The sequence below is a fragment of the Corynebacterium sp. LaCa_70 genome, assembly GCF_058182015.1.
Genome location: NZ_CP190914.1, coordinates 1,628,853 through 1,649,134, shown reverse-complemented (window position 1 = coordinate 1,649,134; position 20,282 = coordinate 1,628,853). Strand labels below are relative to the sequence as shown.

Sequence of the window (20,282 nt, the reverse complement as noted above, 5' to 3'; positions counted from 1 at the left end):
GCTTGTGCAAATCGGTTTCAGGCCATACCAGCCTAGCGAGATTTAGCGGTGCATGCTGCGGCTTGTGTGCCCTGTATCTCTTTTAACTCAGGCAGCGGGTACATTAGCTACCATGACCGACTTCGAATTTGCAGTAACCCGCAACGAAAACCCGACCCCGCAAGCTGAGCGTGAAGAGATTCTCGCAAACCCAGCGTTTGGGAAAAAATTCACCGACCACATGGTGGTCGCAGACTGGAATGCTGAACAGGGTTGGCACAATCTCGAGGTCACGCCATATGCACCATTGACCTTGGACCCGGCAACCACCGTGTTCCACTACGGGCAAGCCATTTTTGAAGGAATCAAGGCGTACCGGCACAAAGATGACACGGTTGTTACCTTCCGGCCTGACAAAAACGCCCAACGGATCGGCAATTCCGCCCAGCGTATGGCAATGCCCGAAATCCCAGAAGATTTGTTTGTCCAGGCATTGGAAGAACTCGTCGCCGTTGACAAAGACTGGGTGCCGGCTGGCGGGGGAGAGGGCTCGCTTTACCTGCGCCCGTTTTTGATCGCCACCGAGGTGGGATTGGGAGTAGCCCCTTCGCAGAGCTATCGCTTTTTAGTTATTGCATCGCCGGTGGGAGCGTATTTCCCAGGCGGCGTGAAGCCGGTGTCGGTGTGGATTTCTGAGGATTATGTCCGCGCGGCACCCGGTGGTACTGGAGCCGCGAAATTTGCGGGCAACTATGCCGCATCGTTGGTGGCACAACAAGAAGCGAGTGCACACGACTGCGACCAGGTGGTTTTCTTAGATGCAGCCAACCGGCACAAAGTCGAAGAAATGGGCGGAATGAACGTCATGTTCATCATCGACGGCAAACTGGTGACCCCAGAGCTGTCTGGCACGATTCTGCCGGGAGTGACTCGAAACTCTATCCTGCAGCTCGCGCGTGAGATGGGCATTGAGGTTGTGGAAAAGACCATTACTTTGGAAGAGTGGCGGCAAGCCGCGAACAGTGGCGCCATGACTGAGGCTTTCGCCTGCGGTACCGCAGCGGTAATCACTCCGATTGGAACAGTGAAAACCAACCGCGATACTTTCACCATCGGTGGTGGGGAATCGGGTGAGATCACCATGCGCCTGCGCGAGAAACTGACCGGGATTCAGCGCGGTGAAGTTGCTGATGAGCACGGCTGGCTCCACAAATTGGCTTAAGTGTCGTCGTTTTGTGCGTTGATCGCTTCGGTGATTGCGTACACTTCGTCGCTGACAAGCTCAATTGCGGCGTTAAGAGCCGAAAGGGCAAGCACACCACCGGTTCCCTGCCCCGTGGTGAGATCAAATGCCAGCAGGGGAGTGAGCTCAAGTTTCTGCACTGCCTGAATGTGCGCCGGTTCGGGCGAGAGCTGGCTCGAATACAACCACGCTCTGGTGCCGGGAGCAATCTTTTCTGCCACCAAGCCGCACACCGTCGCCAAGCAGCCGTCGACAAGCACTGGTGTTCTGCGAGCAGCTGCCTGCAATACGAAGCCGACCAAGGCCTGGGCTGCTGGCGAACCAGACTTAGTGAGTAGCTCCAGTGGTGCCGCGTGCGCAGTGCGGCACCGAAACATAAGGTCGCGAATAGCTGTGACATCGCATTGCCATTGTTGCGTAGTCAGCGATGTCTCCAGGCTGGCGAGAGCAACTGGCTCAGTCTTCGTTAGCGCGCCGAATAGCGCCGCTGCTTCGGTAGAAAACCCTTCGCCCAGCTCACCCGGGATTAATAAATCCGCTCCGGCATCGATTTCGGAATCGGCAATGGCACTGCCGAACTGCAATGCGGACTCACCGGCGGGGATTTCTTCGACGCGGACCCCCGCCCCGTGCGTACGCGCCAGTGTGGCGACTGGCGCAGAACCGGCAGCGATGTCCTTGGCTGAGTTTGCGCTAGCGTCATCGTGCGCGTAGAAAATCACGACCCGCGGCTGGCGCAACGGCTCTGCAGGTACTTTGCCCTGGCAGGCGGCCATGAATGCCGCAGCGTCGGTAAGCCGACCGAAACTCCGCCCCCGCTCAGTCGACGACATTGCGGCGATGACTGCGGTTGCGGCTTGCGCATCCACCTCAGCGGGACGTGCAAACTCTGCGTCAGAAACCATGGTGCAGCTACCTCGTTGCCGTTAATTTAAACAGTTACTTTAAGCCGAAGCTTTAAACTTTTGCGCCGCGTTCAACCTGTGGCTTTGGTGAACGCCACTTGCGTGGTTGAGTAGCACGCGAATACGCATAAAAGCCCAAACGAAGGCCGGTTTCAGTGGTGTCGGGGAATTTCTTGCGCACCGCATTATTGCAGCGCTTGCCCAAGATGACGCCCTCGATAGCAAGAATAACGATGACGACCATGCCGATCAACGAGATGATATTTGCAACGTAAGGGTTGATTCCGCCCAACAGCGTCGCACCCAAAATGATGAGTGCGATAAGCATGACCCAGTTGGTTAAAAATGCGCGCGAGTCCACCCAGTCGCGTGCGTAGCGGCGAACCGGACCGATATCGCGGGCTAAAAGATAACGCTCATCGCCAGCATCCATACGTTCTTGCTGTTCTTTGCGTCGACGCATGCTTTCTCGGCGTTCTTCGCGCTTGTAGTCCTTCCATTCCTGTTTGGACATGGACTTCTTTAACTCTTTGCGACGCTGCCGAGCCTGTGCCGGTAACGCACCGTTGGGGTCGCGCCGTACCCCGCGCCGAATCTCCTGCTCCTTACGGGAAGGAGTGGGTTTGTTCTTTTTCGGGGTATAACCCTTGGGCAAATCCGGCTGTTCAGATTGGTGTGCCCCAGACTCGGCTGATTCAGGCTGGGCTGAGTTGGACCGAGCTGAGACAGACCGATCTCGCGAACCGGCACCGTCTGTGCTGGAAGCGGAGTCGGCGGATTCGCTGGCTTCATTCTGCTGAGGTTTTTGCCACGGTAGTTTCACAGTTTTACAGGGTACAACTTTGCCAGCCAGTAACAACAATGAACACAGGGTAATTCATGGTGGGTTTCGGCATCGGAAAAAGGGGAGTAGACTAACGGCAAAACAAGCGTTCACCATGAAGGAGAACTATTATGACCGCCCCTACTTCGTCGACTGGCGTCATCCTGACCGACGCCGCGGCTGAAAAAGCTAAGTCTTTGCTGGAGCAGGAAGGCCGCACGGACCTGTCCCTGCGCATCGCAGTGCAGCCAGGTGGCTGTGCAGGCCTGCGCTACCAACTGTATTTCGATGACCGCGAACTTGACGGCGATAAGATCGATGAAGTCGGCGGCATTAACTTGGTCGTCGACAAGATGTCGGTACCGTACTTGATGGGCGCGAAGATCGACTTTGCCGATACCATCGAACAGCAGGGTTTTACCATCGATAACCCGAATGCCGGTGGCTCCTGCGCTTGTGGCGACTCGTTCAACTAACCCCAAGCACAACTAGCGCCAAACACAGTTGAGCACCGAGCTTTGCGGCCATCTCGCCGCTGTGACCAGTTAGCTATTGCGCGAGCGATGAGCCACACGCTAGATGCTCGTGACTGGGCTGAGAAATACTAGAAGACCCTGAATCCCGGTGTAAACCGTGGATTCAGGGTCTTTTGCGTGGGTTAGTGCTCGCAAATGAGGCCTAAACGACAAAATGTGTTGTTTTACGGCGTGTCGAGTTAAACGACAGATTGCGTTGGTGGAGTTGGGGTTTTAGCGTAGGTGGCCTTTGCGTATTCCGATAGAGTGGTTGTAGGCAGTGTCAATGGCGCTGTCGTAGGTTGCTGGTCGGCCGTCCTCATGGCCGCTGGTAGCTTGTGTTTCCTGGCTGGCTAAGGTTTGTGCTTTGGTGAGTGCGTTTTGGCCCCAGTTTTGCTGCCTGGCGATCTCTACAGGGTCGTCAGGCAGCTGCGTGTGTAGGTACAGCCACCAGTCGCAGGCGATGCGTTGGTGCTCGTCGCGCAGTCCGCGGTGGGCGTGCATTAATTGCTTGATCTGCGAGTTCACCCCGCCTTCCAGGCTGTTGGTTGTGCGTTCTAAACGTTGGCCTTCTTTAGCTTGGGTGAGGTAGGCAAAGAGGTGTCCTTGTTGGCTCATTTTCTTTAGTTGTAGGTAGATTCCGCGGTGAACATCGTGGGTGTACCACCATTTTTTGTTGCCGCGTTTGGATTTCGGAATCTGCTCGAAGGGCACGTCTTTGACGTAAGTCCTGGCTTTGAGCTGGGAGCTAAATACGGTGCCGAATTGGTGTAGCTTGACTGTCCATTTAGCTGCTTTATCCAGATTGTCAGCGGCGAGCAGTTCAAAGGAAAGCCGTTGTAGTGCTTTGCCCATCGGCGAGGTGGGGTGAAGGCCTGTGGCGCGTTGGATATTGCGTTTTACGTGGACAATGCAACGTTGCACCGGGGTATTAGGCCATAAGCGGTGTAGTGCTTTAAGCCCTCCGGAATCCCCATCACAGGTCACCAGTTGTGGTGGGGCTAGTTCGTCCAGCAGGCGCATGTAGGACCAGGAAGATTCCTTCGTGCACCAGAACCAATTGATGACATGGCTGGAGTCAGCAGCCACGACAAGGCACTTGGTGTTGAAATAGGTGCCGTCGATGAAGATTTGATCGTAGATTCGCTGCTTATCAACATTTCGGGGAGGTTGGATAAACCAGAACGTTTTAAAGCGGCGTTGCAGAGTTCGTGGTGAAACTCCACAACTTTTAGCTGTCTGTGCCAGGCTGCGGCCAGAGATAAGCCACAAGATGAAAAGGCGAAACCATTTAGCTTGTACTGCGTCGTCATTAGCGCGGGTGAAGGTGGCCTTGCAGGTGCGGCATCGCCATCGTTGGCGACCGGTACTCGTTGTTCCGTATTTGGTACACGCCCCGCTACAGACGGGACATCGAGGATGATTCTTACTCATCCTCCCATCGTGAATCTAGGCAACTAGCACACCAGCACGCCCCTGGCGGTATTTCCGGCCCGAGGCCGGTTTATCCCTCCAGATAAGTGAAATAATCCTAATAACAACCCGCCAGAGCGGTTAACCATACAACCTCACCAACACATCCTGTCGTTTAGGCCGCAAATGATGCTCTAACCGTCTTGGGTTATAGCCGCACTGGGTAGTCTCGCTGTTCGATTTCCGGGTCAATGCGCTTTTCGACGAAAATGCCGTGCCAAATCATGAACGCCAGTACTGTCCACAAACGTCGGGAGTGGTCAGATTGGCCAGCGCGGTGTTCCTGCAGCATGTCCAGGACGGCGTTTTTGTCAAAGATGTCGTCAGTCTGCGAAGCCTTGATTTGGTCTTGCGCCCAACCGTGCAGTTCGTCTCCAGCCAACCAATGCCGCATCGGAACCGGGAAGCCGAGCTTCTTGCGGTGCAAAACGTGCGGGGGAACGATCTGTTCCATGGCTTTGCGCAACGCATATTTCGTTGTGCCGTGACTGATTTTGAGCTGGTGTGGGATGGTTTCGGCCACGCGGAAAACTTCCTTATCCAAAAAAGGCACGCGTAGCTCAAGCGAATTTGCCATATTGATCTTGTCGGCCTTTACCAGGATGTCGCCGCGCATCCAGGTAAATAAATCTAAGTGCTGCATTCGCGCGACTGGATCCATATCTTCTGATTTCGCGTAGATATCCTTCGTGACATCGCGGTGATCCCAATCTTTCCGTGCCCAAGGGATGACTCGCTGCATCTGTTCGAAATTGAAAGAACGCGCGTTGCCGTAATAGCGCTCTTCCATAGTCAACGAACCTCGTTCAAGCAGAGACTTCCCCTTCATGCCGTCGGGCAATACGCGGGATAGGACGCCCAGTCCACGACGCAGTGGTCCTGGTACTTTCTCAAATGGTGCGAGGGAAAGTGGTTCCTTATAGATCGTGTAGCCGCCAAAGAGCTCGTCAGCTCCCTCACCTGAAAGCACAACCTTGACGTGTTTGCGAGCTTCGGCAGCGACAAAGTGCAACGGGACTAGGGATGGGTCAGCAACGGGGTCATCCAAGTACCACATGATCTTCGGAATAGCGTCGGCGTATTCCTCTGGGCTGACCACTTTGACAATGTGCTCTGCACCGATGGCTTCCGCAGATTCCGCAGCGACGTCGACTTCTGAATAACCTTCGCGTTCAAAACCAGTGGTGAACGTCAGCAGGTTAGGGTTGTGGCGTTTTGCTAACGCAGCGATTGCCGTGGAATCGATGCCGCCGGAAAGGAAAGAACCAACGGTAACGTCGGCCCGCATATGTTTTTCGACGGAATCCTCCAGCGCGTGCGCGATGCGATCAAATAACTGCTGTTCCTGTCCTGCAGGAACAGGCTTAGTGCGGAAGCGCGGACGGAAATAACGCTCAGCTTTTACCTCGCCAGCCGGCGATATAATAGCGGTGCAACCAGACTCCAGACGCCGGATACTAGCGTGTAGGGATTCAGGTTCCGGCACGTATTGGAGGTCGACGTAGTGCTCAATTGCCCGCCGGTCAAGATCCAGGCCTAGACCGATAGTGTCGGCCAGCTCCAGGATTGATTTCTTTTCCGATGCAAAGACCGTGCCCGCGGGCGTCGTAGCGTAGAACAATGGCTTGATGCCAAATTGGTCCCGCGCGACGAACATCTGCTGGCTTTGTGTATCCCAGATAGCGATGGCGAACATGCCACGAAGTTGCTCTACAACGGCTGGGCCCCAATGATGGTAACCGACCACAATCGGTTCTCCATCACCGGAGGTATTGAAGCTATAACCTGCTTCCTGCAGCTCTGCCCGCAATTCAACGTAGTTGTAGATTTCGCCGTTGAAAGTCATCGCGTATCGTTCGGGCTCGTCTTCTGGGCCCCAACGGAGTGGTTGATGGGAATGTTCTAAGTCGATAATCGAAAGACGGTTGAACCCAAATACCGCATGATCGTCATTCCACGTACCTGCGGCATCGGGACCGCGGTGACGCATGCAGGGGAGCGCATCCTCCATTGCAGAGACGTAAGAAGTAGCGTCGCCACGCGCCGTCAACATAGCGAGAAGTCCACACATTGTTAATTTCTCCTCTGGGTGGTGTAGTGCCCCGACTACTTTACGGCCCACAGTGATTAAGCGGTTAATCATCCGCCGAAAGTTGCTACGAAGGCGTGTGCAATCACCATGGGCTTATCCGTTTACCTCAAAGTGAGTGAAACTTTGGGATGATACCAAGCCCTTTTAATGTGAGCTGGATTATAGGGAATCCCAAAACAGGTTGAGTCTGCTGTCTAGGGCTGCCTAAAAGGTGCCCGTTGTGCAGCACATACCCCGTAAGTAAGTGAAATGAAGCGATTCCTGCAGAAGGCTAGCGAGTTTACTGGAGTTAGGCTGCTGCGAAACTGAAAAGAATGCGGCCCATTTGAGTTATGCTGCTTAGATAGGAATGCTTATAACAGTAGGCAGACAATTGTGTGCAAAGAAAGGCAGAACACACGTGGGACAGCGTAATGAACGCAGCTTGCGCCGGAAATTGGGTCTTGGCGGCGTCTTAGGTCTCGCAACGGTCGGTTTGGCCGCTTGTGACGTCGAGCCGCCAGCAGCGGCATCAAATTTCCTGCACATGGGTTGGCCAGAGGGAGTTACCCCAGAGGCGAACTCCATGTTCAACTTTTGGATCTGGATCTGGGTACTGGCTTGGTTTATCGGAATTATCATGTGGGCGTTGTTCTTGACGGCTATTTTCCGTTGGAGTGCCAAGCGTGCCAAAAAGAAAGGTCGGGGGGAGTTCCCACGACAGCTGCAGTACAACGTTCCGGTCGAACTAGTTTTGACGATTATCCCGGTCATCATCGTGATGGCTTTGTTCTTCTTTACCGTTCAGGTGCAGCAGAAAGTCGTCGCCAACGACAAAGAGCCTGAGGTTGCGGTAGACGTTACAGCTTTCCAATGGAACTGGAAGTTCGGCTACGCCGAAGTTGGCGGAAATTTCACGCCAAATGGCCAGGACTACGACGGTGAAGACGAAGAACGCACCGCGATTGCTGAAAAATCGCAGCACGACCCTGAAGATATGAAGAATGCGAACCCAGTGCATGGTCGTTCTAGCGGAGACAATTCGTACCTGAATTACAACGAGATTGAGACTTTGGGTACAACGGATGAGATTCCAGTATTGGTTCTGCCTACCAACACCGCAATCGAATTCCGTCTGGCTTCCGGCGACGTGTCCCACTCATTCTGGGTGCCGGAGTTCCTCTTCAAACGCGATGTGTACTCACACCCAGAAAACAACCAGCAGGAACGCGCATTCCAAATTGAAGAAATTCAAGAAGAAGGTGCCTTTGTTGGACGCTGTGCCGAAATGTGCGGTACATACCACGCGATGATGAACTTCGAGATTCGTGCAGTATCTCCAGAGAAGTTTGCCGACTACATGGAATTCCGCCTTGCAAACCCAGACGCTCCTAACTCAGAGGCTCTGGCGTCGATCGGTGAAGCTCCTTACGCTACCTCCACCAAGCCATTCAACTCCGCTCGTGAAACCGCCGATGGCGATAACGCTGCGGATCCAAATACCGCTCTGTAAAACCAAAGGAGAATACAGACATGCGCGCTAGTGCGAAACTGTTCTACGCAATCGCCGTCTTCCTCGGAATCTCCGGAGTGGTCTACGTCTTCGGCACCGTGTGGATCGAAGACGACGGCTGGATGCACCGATACGATTGGGCAGGTGGCGTTCCGCTGCTGTTGGCTGCGTTGATGGCCATCATGCTCGGCGTCTATCTGCATGTGACTGAATCCCGAGCTGACGTCTTGCCGGAAGACTGGGAAGAAGCAGAGATCTCTGATTCTGCCGGCGTTCTTGGCTTCTTCTCGCCAGGCTCGATGTGGCCATTCTGGATGTCGATTGCTATCTTCGTCTTCGGTCTCGGCGTGATTTTCATGTACTATTGGCTGATTCTGGTCGGTGGCGTCATGCTTATCTGGGCCTGCACTATGTTGAGCCTGCAATACGGACTTCCAAAGGAAAAGCACTAGTTCGACAGTGCTTTCACGGCCTCCGTTTAAGCGCCTCAGCTGTTCCGTTAAAGGAACGGGTGGGGCGCTTTTGCTGTCTGGGGTATCGCGCTTTAATGAACCGGCAGGCTACTATCTTGGCACTCGCTTATCGTCCAGTGACGAAATCAAATCAAGAGTTCCAACGGGTTTTGATCATGAATAAGTTCGCGCAATTTTAGGGGCATACAAAAGTATGATCAGGCATTTTAGCTCGGTTTTCATGCTGTGAGTTGCGGCACGTTTGGGGGTTGGGACGGTGGCCTATTACCCCCGATTTGAGTTATGTGTGGATATAGCTTTCGGTGGAGAAGTGCATACGATGGGGGATAATTGCCCAGTGACCTGCCAATAAAGGTAGTCGGAAAAAGCGAGAAAAAGTTCCCAAATTTTCATGGGTATTTTAGCTACCCCCGTCGGTAAGTCACCCAGGCTGTCGCCTTAACGTGACCTGGGAAAATGGGTGAGAGTTGAGATGAAATTCAGGAAAGGACGGTGCATACTAATGAGCGTGACGAGCGCAGTAACTAACCCAGGAATGACAGCACCACAACGTGTCGTGTCGCTGAACCGGCCAAACATGGTCAGCGTCGGCACGATTGTGTTCCTGTCGCAGGAATTGATGTTCTTCGCCGGATTGTTTGCGATGTGGTTTACATCGCGAGCTAACGGACAGGCGGGAGACTGGAGTGAGCAGACCCATCACCTCAACGTGATTTATGGCGCGATCATTACAGTCATCCTTATTACCTCGTCTGTTACTTCGCAATTCGGTGTATTCGCGGCTGAGAAAGGCGACGTATTTAAGCTTCGTCTGTGGTACACCGTGACTATTGCCTTGGGCGTTGTGTTCCTGGGCATGGTTGCATTCGAGTATTACGAGATGATCTCGCATGGCGTGACCATTCAGGCCAGTGTATTTGGATCGGTGTTCTTCATCATCACTGGTTTCCACATGCTCCACGTGACTGCAGGTCTTATTGCTTTCGCCATTGTTTTGGCTAGGGTTTGGAAGTCAAAGTTCACCCCTGCTCAGGCAACCGCTGCGATGGCAGTCTCGTATTACTGGCACTTCGTTGACGTCATCTGGATCGGCGTCTTTATCGTTATTTACCTCGTTCAGTAGGCCGTAGCTAGCCGTATTACGGTCTACAGCCCTTCACTTTCCGTTCTCGACATTTTAAAGGGAAATGATGGATACCAACCCGAACACAGAGCCGCAGCGGGAAAATCCGACTGTCGGCAAAGCGGGCGCTTCGCGCCGTAAACGCAAGATGCGTCGGACGCTCGCCGGCGCAGCTGCATTGTCTGTGGGGCTCACCGGCGCCGGTATTCTTGCCAGCGCTTTGACCCCGGAAGCGCAAGTCGCTACCGCACAACGTGATGATCAAGCCTTGATTCAAGAAGGTAAGGACATCTACGAAGTTGCCTGTATTACTTGTCACGGCACCAACCTTCAGGGCGTTCCTGACCGTGGGCCGTCATTGATTGGCGTTGGCGAAGGCTCCGTTTACTTCCAGGTGCATTCAGGTCGTATGCCTATGATGTCCAACGATGCACAGGCAGAGCGAAAAACGCCGCGTTATACCGAGCAGCAAACTCTTGCTTTGGCCGCGTACGTAGCAGCTAACGGTGGGGGACCTGACCTCGTATACAACGACGACGGCACTATCGCGATGGAGGAACTTCGCGGTTCTTCGTACAACGGCCAAATTCAGCCTGAAGATGTGGCGCGCGGTTCGGAGTTGTTCCGTATGAACTGTGCATCCTGCCACAACTTCACAGGCCGTGGCGGCGCGTTGTCGTCCGGTAAGTATGCGCCTCCTTTGGACCCTGCCAATGAGCAAGAGATCTATCAGGCTATGCTCACTGGCCCGCAGAATATGCCTAAGTTCTCTGAACGGCAGTTGACCCACGACGAAAAGGCCGACATTATCGCGTTTATTAAAGACGCGAAAGAGTCGCCTTCGTCCGGTGGTTGGTCTGTAGGTGGATTGGGCCCGGTTGCTGAAGGCTTGGCCATGTGGATCATCGGCATCACCGCTCTGGTTGGTGCAGCTATGTGGATTGGATCGCGTACCTAATGTCGAACGAGAAAAAGAATTACACGGAACAAGAGCTCCGGGGAATGAGCCAGGATGAATTGGCTCAACTCGGTACGGAACTCGATGAAGTTACCGTCGCATATCGTAAAGAACGGTTCCCGGTCGAGAACGACCCTGCAGAGAAGCGCGCATCGATATCGGTCGGCATCTTCTTCGGCATAGCCATCATTGCTGCAATCGCCTTCCTTGGCGTCTACCTGTTCTGGCCATGGGGCTACAAGGGACACGGCGAATCCGGTCAGTTCCTGCACGCCGTATACACGCCATTACTTGGTCTTACTTCTGGTCTTGCCATCCTGTGTCTCGGCATTGGTGTGGTAATGATCGTCAAAAAGATGGTGCCAGAAGAAATTGCAGTGCAAAACCGGCACGACGGCCCTTCGGACGAAGTTGATCGTCAGACGGTGACCGCTTTGCTCAACGACGCATGGCAAACCTCGACTCTTGGTCGTCGAAAAGCATTGCAGGGTCTGCTTGGTGGAGCAGGAATTCTGGCAGGTCTCGTTGTCATTGCTCCGCTGGGTGGTGCGATTCGCAACCCCTGGGCTGTTCGCCATGAGATGAACTACAACGGCGATGGAACTTTGTGGACCTCCGGGTGGACTCTTCACGATCAGGGCGTAAAGCTTTACTTGGCGCGTGACACCGGTGCGATTGCCGAACACCATGAAGGCCAATCTGGAAACCACTGGGAGACCAAAGGTGTTTCTCGCCTTGTCCGTGTCCGTCCCGAAGATTTGTCTGCGGCAGCGATGGAAACCGTATTCCCATTGGCTGAAAACGATGTCAACGATGGTGATCGTTATGATCCACAGCGTGATGTATATGAAAACCATATGCACTCAATTCACGGACCACGCAACGCAGTAATGCTGATTCGTCTTCGCCACGACGACGCCAAGGCGGTTGTCGAACGGGAGAATCAGGAAGACTTCCATTACGGCGATTACTACGCGTATTCAAAGATTTGTACCCACGTCGGTTGTCCTACCTCGCTTTTCGAGGCTCAGACCAACCGCATTCTGTGCCCGTGTCACCAGTCGCAGTTCGACGCAATGCAATATGCAAAGCCAGTTTTCGGACCTGCGGCTCGTGCCCTGCCACAGTTGCCCATCACCGTTGACGAAGAGGGCTACCTCATCGCTCGCGGTAACTTCATCGAGCCAGTTGGCCCGGCTTTCTGGGAGCGTGAATCCTAATGAGCAATAAACTTGGACAGATTGCGGACAACGTCGATTCGCGTTACACGATCTCTGGGATGGTCCGCACCCAGATCAATAAAGTCTTTCCAACCCACTGGTCGTTCATGTTGGGTGAGATCGCACTGTACAGCTTCATTATTTTGTTGCTGACAGGCGTTTACCTGACGTTGTTCTTCGACCCGTCAATTACCAAAGTTATCTACGATGGCGGTTATCTGCCGCTCAACGGTGTCGAGATGTCTCGCGCTTACGCGACGGCGTTGGATATTTCATTCGAAGTGCGCGGTGGACTGTTTGTACGCCAGATGCACCACTGGGCAGCGTTGATGTTCATGATGTCTATGGTCGCGCACATGCTTCGCGTGTTCTTTACCGGCGCGTTCCGTCGCCCTCGTGAAGCGAACTGGATCATCGGTTGTGCGCTCATCATGCTGGGCATGGTCGAAGGGTTCATGGGGTACTCCCTGCCGGATGACTTGCTGTCTGGTGTCGGCCTGCGCATCATGTCCGCCATCATTCTTGGTGTCCCAATCATTGGCACCTGGATTCACTGGGCAATCTTCGACGGCGACTTTCCATCTGAACTGATGTTGGATAGGTTCTATATCCTGCATGTGTTGATCATTCCGGGAATTATCTTGGCACTGATCGCTGCCCACCTGATGCTGGTCTGGTACCAGAAGCACACGCAGTTGCCAGGACCTGGACGCACTGAGAACAACGTCGTTGGCGTACGTATCATGCCGGTGTTTGCAACTAAGGCCATCGGTATGGGCTTGATCGTCGCCGGTGTATTGGCCTTGATGTCTGGTTTGTTGACCATCAACGGTTTCTGGACCATTGGCCCGTACAACCCATCGCAGGTTTCTGCAGGCTCGCAGCCGGACGTTTACATGCTCTGGACCGACGGTGTGGCACGTATTATGCCCGCTTGGGAGCTATACATCGGTGGTTACACGATCCCATCCGCATTCTGGGTTGCACTCATGTGTGGTGTCATGGTCATCTTGCTGTTTGCCTACCCAGCTCTAGAGAAGAAGGCCACGGGAGACGATGCCCACCACAATCTTCTGCAGCGTCCTCGCGACGTCCCAGCTCGTACGGCTATCGGTGCCATGGCTATCACGTTCTTCTTGTTGGTCACTATCTCCGGTGGTAACGACCACGTCGCGCACTTCTTCAACATCTCGCTGAATGCAATGACTTGGTTTGGTCGTATCGGCCTGGTGGTGCTTCCTCCACTGGTTTACTTCCTGACTTACCGCATCTGCGTTTCCTTGCAGCGCTCTGACCGCGAGGTACTTGAACACGGTATCGAGACCGGTACCATTAAGCAGCTGCCTAACGGTGCGTTTATTGAAGTACACCAGCCGCTGGGTCCTGTAGACGAGCATGGTCACCCAATCCCGCTGGAGTACGCTGGTGCCGCTGTTCCAAAGCAATTGAACAAGCTTGGCTATGCAGATCAAAACGCGCCTGGTGTCTTCAGCCCGGACCCGGATGACGTTGCTGAACGCAAGCGTCGCATCGAGCATGACAATCACGAAGAGGAAGCAGAGATGCTTCGTCGTCTCAACGAGGCCAACCGTGAGGCTGATCGCCGTAACGGACATCTCGACGACTAACTGAGATGGCTTTATAGTTCCCGGCGGAGCTAACCCGGCTAGGCGAACCGCCTAGTGCACTGAACCCACCCCGCCCCTAGGATCCCTAGGGGCGGGGTGTCTCGCGTCTATGCGGTATCGAGTTGTGCGCACCCATCTTTCTACAGAGTCCCTCGGTCGCCAACCAACCACACAGGCGCTGCGTCTCGCCTGTCTGGGCTTAATCCACGTCGAGACGAAATTACCGCAGCTAACACATTTCGAGACGGTCCAGTTCTGCTCCACGGAAGTTCTACCTACAGCACTATGGAAAAGTTGCTGATGGTGCACAAATGGGAAGATTTTATCGCTATCGGTAGGAATATGAGTAAAGTCACTTCAATTAAATTTTCGGCACTTGTGGGCCTTCTCTCTGCCGGTGGTTGGATTGTTTTGACTTGCCTCTTCTTCAGAAAATGCCTGGTAAGTCCGTTATTTTTCTCTTTGCTTCTTCGTCTGTTTCGTTCGCATGTAATCAGATCTTTTATGATGTCGATCTTGCAACGTGTAGATAACAAGTCGGTAACGGCTGTAATTCCGGCTCTCGATTCGACAACGTTTGTTGTCATTTCGTAACCTATCTGTGACATTAAGTCAGGCATCCAGCTCTCAACTTTGAGGCCGAAGGTGCTCTGAGCAGAAACTACGAAAACTGTAGTGCACACTCAACCGATTTTGGAGAATATTTCGTGGCTAAACACCGTAAGCAGAACCTGTCCACCAAACGTCGTGTAGCTGCTGCATCCGCTGTTGTTGTCGGATCCACCGTCATGGCGCCAGGAATGGCAAGTGCTGCCGAGTTCACCATCCCGAACACTAACTTCACTGTCGATGTTCCTGGTGTTGAGAACATCCCTGGTGCTCAGGAGTTCCTGAACAACGCCCCGGCTCCAGCTCCACAAGCAAACAACCCAGTTCAGGTTGCGCAGAATGCTGTGAGTTCGAAAGGGCAGCAAATCGTTGATGCGGCACGCTCGGCAGTCGGTAGTCCATATGCCTGGGGTGCTGCAGGTCCTAGCTCTTTCGACTGCTCGGGTCTCACTAGCTGGGCATACCAGCAGGCAGGCGTAAACATCCCTCGTACCTCGCAGGCACAGGCTGCAGGCGGAACTCCGGTGTCCCTGGACGCGTTGCAACCTGGAGACATCATTGCGTACTACGGTGGTGCTTCGCACGTCGGTATCTATACCGGCCACGGCACCATCATTGACGCCTTGAACGCCGGTAGCCCGGTTGGCGAGCGCCCACTGCACTTCCAGCCAATCCACTCAGCCGTTCGTTTCTAAGTAGCAGGCAGGACTAGCCATTGCGCTGTGCATAGCGCTAGTATTGCCGTTGGTCTACTCGCTTCATCAAGAAAGTTACTCAACGCATGATTTCTAGTGCTTTCCGGTCGCGCCAGCGCTTCCTAGCCATCGCAACTGCTTCCGCCCTTATCGTCGGTGGAGGCGCATTTAGTGCACCTTTTGCTTCTGCAGACGACATTGAAATCGTCAAGCACGACATTGAAACTAAGGGATTCGAGCTTTCCCGGAAGCACGAAGAGTTGAAAAACCTTGAGGGCGTCCTAGAGGAGCGCTCCTCGCGCGTCGCGCAGCTTGATTCCCTTAGCGCCGACGCCGCTGCGAAAGCGGCTCAGGCGGCGGACGCACGCCAAGCACTGCAACAGACAGTAGACCGGATTGCGCAAGCAAAGCAGACCGGAACTTCCATTGATGACGCCTCAGCTGTGTTGGCCTCGGGAAGCCCGCAGGAAATGATTGATCGGCAAGCGTTCCTGAATTCTTTGTCTCGTGGCGCTACCGATGAGATCCAACGGCTGCAGGATGAAGTGAAAACATCCGCTCGTAGTGCCAGCAAGGCCAACGCTAAGCTGCAAGAAGCAATTTTCCACAAAACTGATTTGGAATTCCAGCGCGGGAAGCTGCAAGAACAGCGTGACGCGTTGGAATCTGAGATTGCCGAGTTGGAAGCTCGTGTTAACGCTCTGAGCGATGAGGAGCGCACAGCTCTCGGCGGTGGCGGCTCGGTAGACCTCGCGGCTGCCGGCGAAGCTCTGTTGAGCGTTGCAGGATCTGGAGCATCCGGGGCAGCATTGACTCGGCTCGGAATGCCATACAACTGGGGTGCGGCAGGCCCTGATTCTTTCGACTGTTCTGGCTTGATGCATTGGGCCTATCAACAGCAAGGCAAGAGCATACCGCGTACCTCGCAGGCACAATTGTCCGGAGGAACCCCTGTATCACTCAATGCTCTGCAACCTGGCGACATCATCGGCTATTACCCTGGTACGACTCACGTCGGCATGTACATCGGTGACGGCAAGGTAGTGCACGCCTCTACGTATGGTGTTCCCGTCCAAGTCGTTCCGTATGATTCCATGCCGATCACTGGAGCTTCCCGCTACTAGTTAATAACTACTTAACGGCGGTCATTTCACAGCTTTGAACCCGCGTCTTCTAAGAAGACGCGGGTTCTCTGTGTTGCGATAGGCCGCGAGCATATCGGAAGATTGCCGTCCGTAACGCGGCTTCGCCAAATGGATGGAGTATAGTGAGATGGTTATGTCAATTGCCTCAAATTCCTTGACGATCGGCGTAGATATTGGTGGCACAAATATGCGTGCCGCCGTCGTCGACGCGCAAGGACAGATATTGGACCGCGCTGCAACGTTGACTCCAAACAGCGAAGGCGTGCTCGTCGACAAGCTGGTGGCCCTGGTTGATACTTTGCGGGACCGCCATGAGATCTCCGCTGTTGGTCTTGCCGTTGCGGGTTTCCTGGACCCTGAATGCACCAAGGTGCGATTTGCGCCGCATTTACCCTGGCGCGAAGCTCCAGTCCGCGACATTATGACTCAACGCCTTGGAATCCCGGTTCGCCTAGAACACGACGCCAATTCCGCTGCGTGGGGTGAATACGTATTTGGGCAGGCACAGGAGACAGAAACGTGGGTTTATTTTTCTGTCGGTACTGGAATAGGCGCGACCATCATGCACCAAGGCGAGATTTTTCGCGGGTCCTTTGGCATGGCCCCAGAATTCGGTCATGTCACAGTTGTCCCTGGTGGACGTAAGTGCTCCTGCGGCAAGCGTGGATGTTTAGAGCGCTATGCTTCGGGGACGGCACTGGCTGATACCGTGTTAGAGCTTGCCGACGAATGCCCTGAGTATCGCCGCAGCTCTTTATTGCATACCGCTTCTACCGGCGAAGAAATTATGGCTGCTGCGCGCAAAGGTGATCCGTTGGGGCAAGCGGTGGTCGCGGAATTTGCTCGCTGGCTCGGTATTGGTTTGTCTTTTGTCGCAGATGTCATCGATCCCGAATTGATTGTTCTTGGTGGCGGTGTAGTGGGTAATCATGACCTGTTTTTGCCTCGCGCCCACGAGGTGATGGGGGAGTCCATGGTCGCAGCAACCCATCGGCCACACCCGCAGGTTTCTATTGCAAAACTAGGGTCCGCGGCGGGTATGGTTGGGGTGGCACATTTATCACGATATGCTGAAGAATCCGCGAAAACTAGCTAGAAAGGCTGGATCCGAGCTGTGGCGAGGACAAACACCAAGGGCATGAACAATGGCTGGTACCGTTTTTTTAAGTACGTGCTTATCGGCCCCTGGCTGCGGGTATGGAATCGTCCATTCACCGAAGGCTTGGACAACGTTCCACGTCAAGGCTCAGCTATGTTCGTGTCCAACCATCAGGCAGTGATGGACTCGTTTTACCTCCCACTGATATGCCCGCGTCAGCTCACATTCCCGGCCAAAAAAGAATATTTCACTGGAACCGGATTTGTCGGGGCTATCCAACGATTTTTCTTTACGTCCGTGGGACAGGTTCCCATCGACCGCACCGCAAAAGATGCCGGTGATGCGCTGATCGATACCGCAAAAACTGTTTTTGCTCGCGATGATATTCTTGGCATCTACCCAGAAGGTACGCGTAGCCCTGATGGTCGTATCTACCGGGGTCGCACCGGTATGGCGCGGATTGCGATGGCCACGAACGTCGACGTGATTCCCGTGGCGATGATCAATACCGCACAAGCCAACCCCATCGGTTCGTGGATCCCACGTCCTGCCAGAGTTGGTGTGCGTTTTGGTAAGGCGATTTCGCCGCATAAATGGGCAGATGAGCACGGGCTGAACCCGGAAGACCATCAGACAATGCGGGAATTTACGGACTTTGTGATGCGCGAACTGGCGGAGCTTACCGGTACCGAATATGTCGATCGTTACGCATCGGAAGTGAAGGATTCCTTGCAGGCAGGCAATGGGTATCCAGAGGGTACCGAACCCAACCGCGCGTGATTCAGCGGCAGGAGGATAGTGGCTAAGCAGCGACTGAAGTGGCCCGATATCGCCCGGGGAATCTCAATTTTGGGCGTTATCGTCCTCCATGTTTCGCTGGCGATTCCCGAGGCTCGCGATACCTGGCTTTCGCAAGCAAATGAATTTCTCGACCCCTTACGGATGCCGCTGTTTTTCTTAGTCAGCGGACTTTTTGCTGCGAAAATATTCAGATATAGCTTCTGGCAACTTTTCGCCCACCGCCTTTGGTTCCTTTTGGTTCCCTATGTTATTTGGGTGCCACTCGAGCTGGCTGCCTTCCAGGTAATCATCATGAACGACTATGATTCCGCGTGGCCGTCCGTCACTTATTTTCTGCTGCAGCTCGTTTCTGGGTCGACGATGATCTGGTTCTTATACGCATTGATCTTGTTCAATATCGTCCTGTGGTTGCTGCGTTCTTTGCCTGGGTGGGCAGCTGTTTTGGTATCTTTTCTCGCTCCCGCTGCGTTGTTGCCATTTCATGAGCATTGGCACCTGATCGCGAAATCGGTCATCTATCTTCCCGTGTTTGTTTTTGCTGCGTACTTTTCTGCCTCAGTGCATCGATTTACGGCGCACGCCAAACGCGTGCCGGTTGTTATCGGGGTTACGGCGGCGTACCTCATGGGCTATATTGGTGCCGAGATCTGGGGAAGTATGCGCAGCTCCACGATCTATTGGGACGGTCCGGGGATCATTGAGTTTGGTGATTTTGAACTTGATCTACTCTTGCGCATTGTTCAGCACGCGTTGTCCCTCCCAGCTGCTATTGTGCTGTCTGTCGTGCTGACCGCGCTTCCTCGTGTGAGCGTGGTCCTGCTCAAACTTGGACGCAATACTTTGCCGCTCTACGTCGGCCATCACTTCGGCATTATGGCTATGTTCCACTATCAACGCCTCTGGGTTGTGGATGTGGAGCTGGATGAAATTAGCCGATTCGGTAGTTTTCCCTTGGGTAACACTTATTTTTGGTGTGTGTGCGCCGTGCTCGGTGCCTTGGCAGCGGGGGCGTTATTGAAATATCTCACGCGTATCCGCTCTCTACGATGGTTGCTGTATCCGCCCCCATTGTCGGCGTTGCTGCGCCGCGAGTAAGATCGTCGCTGGGAGTAGTATCACTGCCGAGTGCGCAGCATGCTAAGAAAGAAGGAAGCATTTCGTGGATAAACTCACCATCTTCCGGTTGGTCGCGGTCACGATGGCCATCATCGGTTACGTGGTTTTGGCGTCAATTGGTGTGGATGCCACTGTCGTCGGACCTATCTCAGTTCTGCTTATCGTCTTGCTGTTATTCGTGCCATTGCGTCGTCGCTGACAAGCGTGGGGCTAGATCGGTGCGGTCGGAAAACGTTGCTGAGTGATGAGATCTGCCGTTCACGGGCACAATTTCACAGGCACAATTTCGCACTCACAATCCCATATCCACAACTTTGTATTCACAACATTGCCGTCGATTTAGGAAGACATTGGGCTTAACGTGCGCTATTTTTACGACACCGAATTTATCGAAGACGGCAATACAATTCAGTTAGTCTCGATCGGCATTGTTTCCGAACGCGGCGAGGAATACTACGCAGTATCGACAGAATTTGATCCGCACCGCGCCAATGCTTGGGTGCGCAAGAATGTGTTGAATAAATTGCCCCCGCGTTCTGCGTCGGTGTGGAAGTCGAATGCACAAATCCGTCGAGAAGTCCTGCGATTTCTCACTACCGACGGGCGGCCAGATCTGTGGGCTTGGGTAGGTGCATATGACCATGTTGTGCTGGTGCAACTGTGGGGTGATATGAGTGGCTTACCACAAAATCTCCCGCGCTTCACCCACGAGCTAAAGCAGCTGTGGGAAATGGTGGGACGGCCAAAACTGCCGGATGTGCCAAAGGGTAACCATGACGCGCTTGTCGACGCACGGCACAACTTGGAAAAGTTTAAAGTATGCCAGAACGTGGCCGCGTTGGATCGCGAGAATCGTGTGCAAAGAATCATATCTTAGCCGTTTTCCAGTGCTT

Annotated in this window: 19 protein-coding genes; 15 read left to right on the top strand and 4 right to left on the bottom strand. The window is 53.9% G+C overall.

The annotated features are described in order from the left end of the window. Positions 1-112: 112 nt before the first annotated feature. Complete coding sequence (locus tag ACP8MI_RS07490; RefSeq protein ID WP_049149348.1) at positions 113-1,201, top strand: branched-chain amino acid aminotransferase; 1,089 nt, start codon at positions 113-115, stop codon at positions 1,199-1,201. Here the strand turns inward: ACP8MI_RS07490 and ACP8MI_RS07485 are convergent. Both ACP8MI_RS07485 and ACP8MI_RS07480 read right to left on the bottom strand, forming a co-directional pair. Next, entirely contained in the window at positions 1,198-2,127 is a 930-nt protein-coding gene (locus ACP8MI_RS07485; RefSeq protein ID WP_018120468.1) for a nicotinate-nucleotide--dimethylbenzimidazole phosphoribosyltransferase, read from the bottom strand. The genes ACP8MI_RS07490 and ACP8MI_RS07485 overlap by 4 nt on opposite strands. Positions 2,128-2,179: 52 nt before the next feature. Continuing rightward, positions 2,180-2,950 (bottom strand): DUF3043 domain-containing protein, encoded by a 771-nt coding sequence (locus tag ACP8MI_RS07480; RefSeq protein ID WP_049149351.1) that lies wholly within the window; start codon positions 2,948-2,950, stop codon positions 2,180-2,182. Between the two features lie 131 nt (positions 2,951-3,081). Here ACP8MI_RS07480 and ACP8MI_RS07475 point away from each other — a divergent pair, with 131 nt between their 5' ends. Next, complete coding sequence (locus ACP8MI_RS07475; protein WP_018120470.1) at positions 3,082-3,426, top strand: HesB/IscA family protein; 345 nt, start codon at positions 3,082-3,084, stop codon at positions 3,424-3,426. A gap of 273 nt (positions 3,427-3,699) precedes the next feature. Here the strand turns inward: ACP8MI_RS07475 and ACP8MI_RS07470 are convergent, their stop codons facing one another. Both ACP8MI_RS07470 and asnB read right to left on the bottom strand, forming a co-directional pair. Beyond that, complete coding sequence (locus ACP8MI_RS07470) at positions 3,700-4,899, bottom strand: IS1249 family transposase (protein ID WP_284573195.1); 1,200 nt, start codon at positions 4,897-4,899, stop codon at positions 3,700-3,702. 187 nt (positions 4,900-5,086) lie between these two features. Further along, positions 5,087-7,009 (bottom strand): asparagine synthase (glutamine-hydrolyzing), encoded by a 1,923-nt coding sequence (asnB, locus tag ACP8MI_RS07465; RefSeq protein ID WP_249605932.1) that lies wholly within the window; start codon positions 7,007-7,009, stop codon positions 5,087-5,089. A 421-nt stretch (positions 7,010-7,430) separates the two neighbouring features. Here asnB and ctaC point away from each other — a divergent pair, with 421 nt between their 5' ends. From ctaC to ACP8MI_RS07400, 13 genes are all read left to right on the top strand, one after another. After that, a complete protein-coding gene (gene ctaC, locus ACP8MI_RS07460; protein ID WP_018120472.1) occupies positions 7,431-8,522 on the top strand; it encodes an aa3-type cytochrome oxidase subunit II in 1,092 nt (363 codons plus the stop codon). Positions 8,523-8,542: 20 nt separating this feature from the next. Further along, on the top strand, positions 8,543-8,974 hold the full coding sequence (gene ctaF, locus ACP8MI_RS07455) for an aa3-type cytochrome oxidase subunit IV (protein WP_018120473.1): 432 nt from the start codon (positions 8,543-8,545) through the stop codon (positions 8,972-8,974). A 529-nt stretch (positions 8,975-9,503) separates the two neighbouring features. Further along, positions 9,504-10,118, top strand: a complete 615-nt coding sequence (ctaE, locus tag ACP8MI_RS07450) for an aa3-type cytochrome oxidase subunit III (protein WP_430622803.1) — start codon at positions 9,504-9,506, stop codon at positions 10,116-10,118. Positions 10,119-10,182: 64 nt separating this feature from the next. Further along, on the top strand, positions 10,183-11,076 hold the full coding sequence (gene qcrC, locus ACP8MI_RS07445; RefSeq protein ID WP_065420329.1) for a cytochrome bc1 complex diheme cytochrome c subunit: 894 nt from the start codon (positions 10,183-10,185) through the stop codon (positions 11,074-11,076). Then, the gene (gene qcrA, locus ACP8MI_RS07440; RefSeq protein ID WP_018120476.1) at positions 11,076-12,296 is read left to right on the top strand and encodes a cytochrome bc1 complex Rieske iron-sulfur subunit; all 1,221 of its coding nucleotides are present in this window, start codon (positions 11,076-11,078) and stop codon (positions 12,294-12,296) included. The genes qcrC and qcrA overlap by 1 nt, the downstream gene beginning before the upstream one ends. Next, positions 12,296-13,924, top strand: coding sequence for a cytochrome bc1 complex cytochrome b subunit (qcrB, locus tag ACP8MI_RS07435; protein WP_018120477.1), 1,629 nt, complete (start codon positions 12,296-12,298; stop codon positions 13,922-13,924). Before qcrA ends, qcrB begins: the two co-directional genes overlap by 1 nt. 707 nt (positions 13,925-14,631) lie before the next feature. Next, the gene (locus ACP8MI_RS07430) at positions 14,632-15,228 is read left to right on the top strand and encodes a C40 family peptidase (protein WP_284590047.1); all 597 of its coding nucleotides are present in this window, start codon (positions 14,632-14,634) and stop codon (positions 15,226-15,228) included. An 86-nt stretch (positions 15,229-15,314) separates the two neighbouring features. Continuing rightward, a complete protein-coding gene (locus ACP8MI_RS07425; protein ID WP_239212136.1) occupies positions 15,315-16,352 on the top strand; it encodes a C40 family peptidase in 1,038 nt (345 codons plus the stop codon). A 154-nt stretch (positions 16,353-16,506) separates the two neighbouring features. Then, a complete protein-coding gene (locus ACP8MI_RS07420) occupies positions 16,507-17,469 on the top strand; it encodes an ROK family protein (protein ID WP_026167859.1) in 963 nt (320 codons plus the stop codon). 42 nt (positions 17,470-17,511) lie between these two features. Then, positions 17,512-18,252 carry a lysophospholipid acyltransferase family protein gene (locus tag ACP8MI_RS07415; RefSeq protein WP_018120482.1) on the top strand — a complete coding sequence of 247 codons (741 nt, stop codon included), beginning with the start codon at positions 17,512-17,514 and terminating at the stop codon, positions 18,250-18,252. A gap of 18 nt (positions 18,253-18,270) precedes the next feature. After that, a complete protein-coding gene (locus tag ACP8MI_RS07410) occupies positions 18,271-19,368 on the top strand; it encodes an acyltransferase family protein (RefSeq protein ID WP_239212140.1) in 1,098 nt (365 codons plus the stop codon). A gap of 64 nt (positions 19,369-19,432) precedes the next feature. Beyond that, positions 19,433-19,588 carry a hypothetical protein gene (locus ACP8MI_RS07405; protein WP_018120484.1) on the top strand — a complete coding sequence of 52 codons (156 nt, stop codon included), beginning with the start codon at positions 19,433-19,435 and terminating at the stop codon, positions 19,586-19,588. Positions 19,589-19,750: 162 nt separating this feature from the next. After that, positions 19,751-20,266, top strand: a complete 516-nt coding sequence (locus tag ACP8MI_RS07400; protein WP_018120485.1) for a polyadenylate-specific 3'-exoribonuclease AS — start codon at positions 19,751-19,753, stop codon at positions 20,264-20,266. Positions 20,267-20,282: the final 16 nt, after the last annotated feature.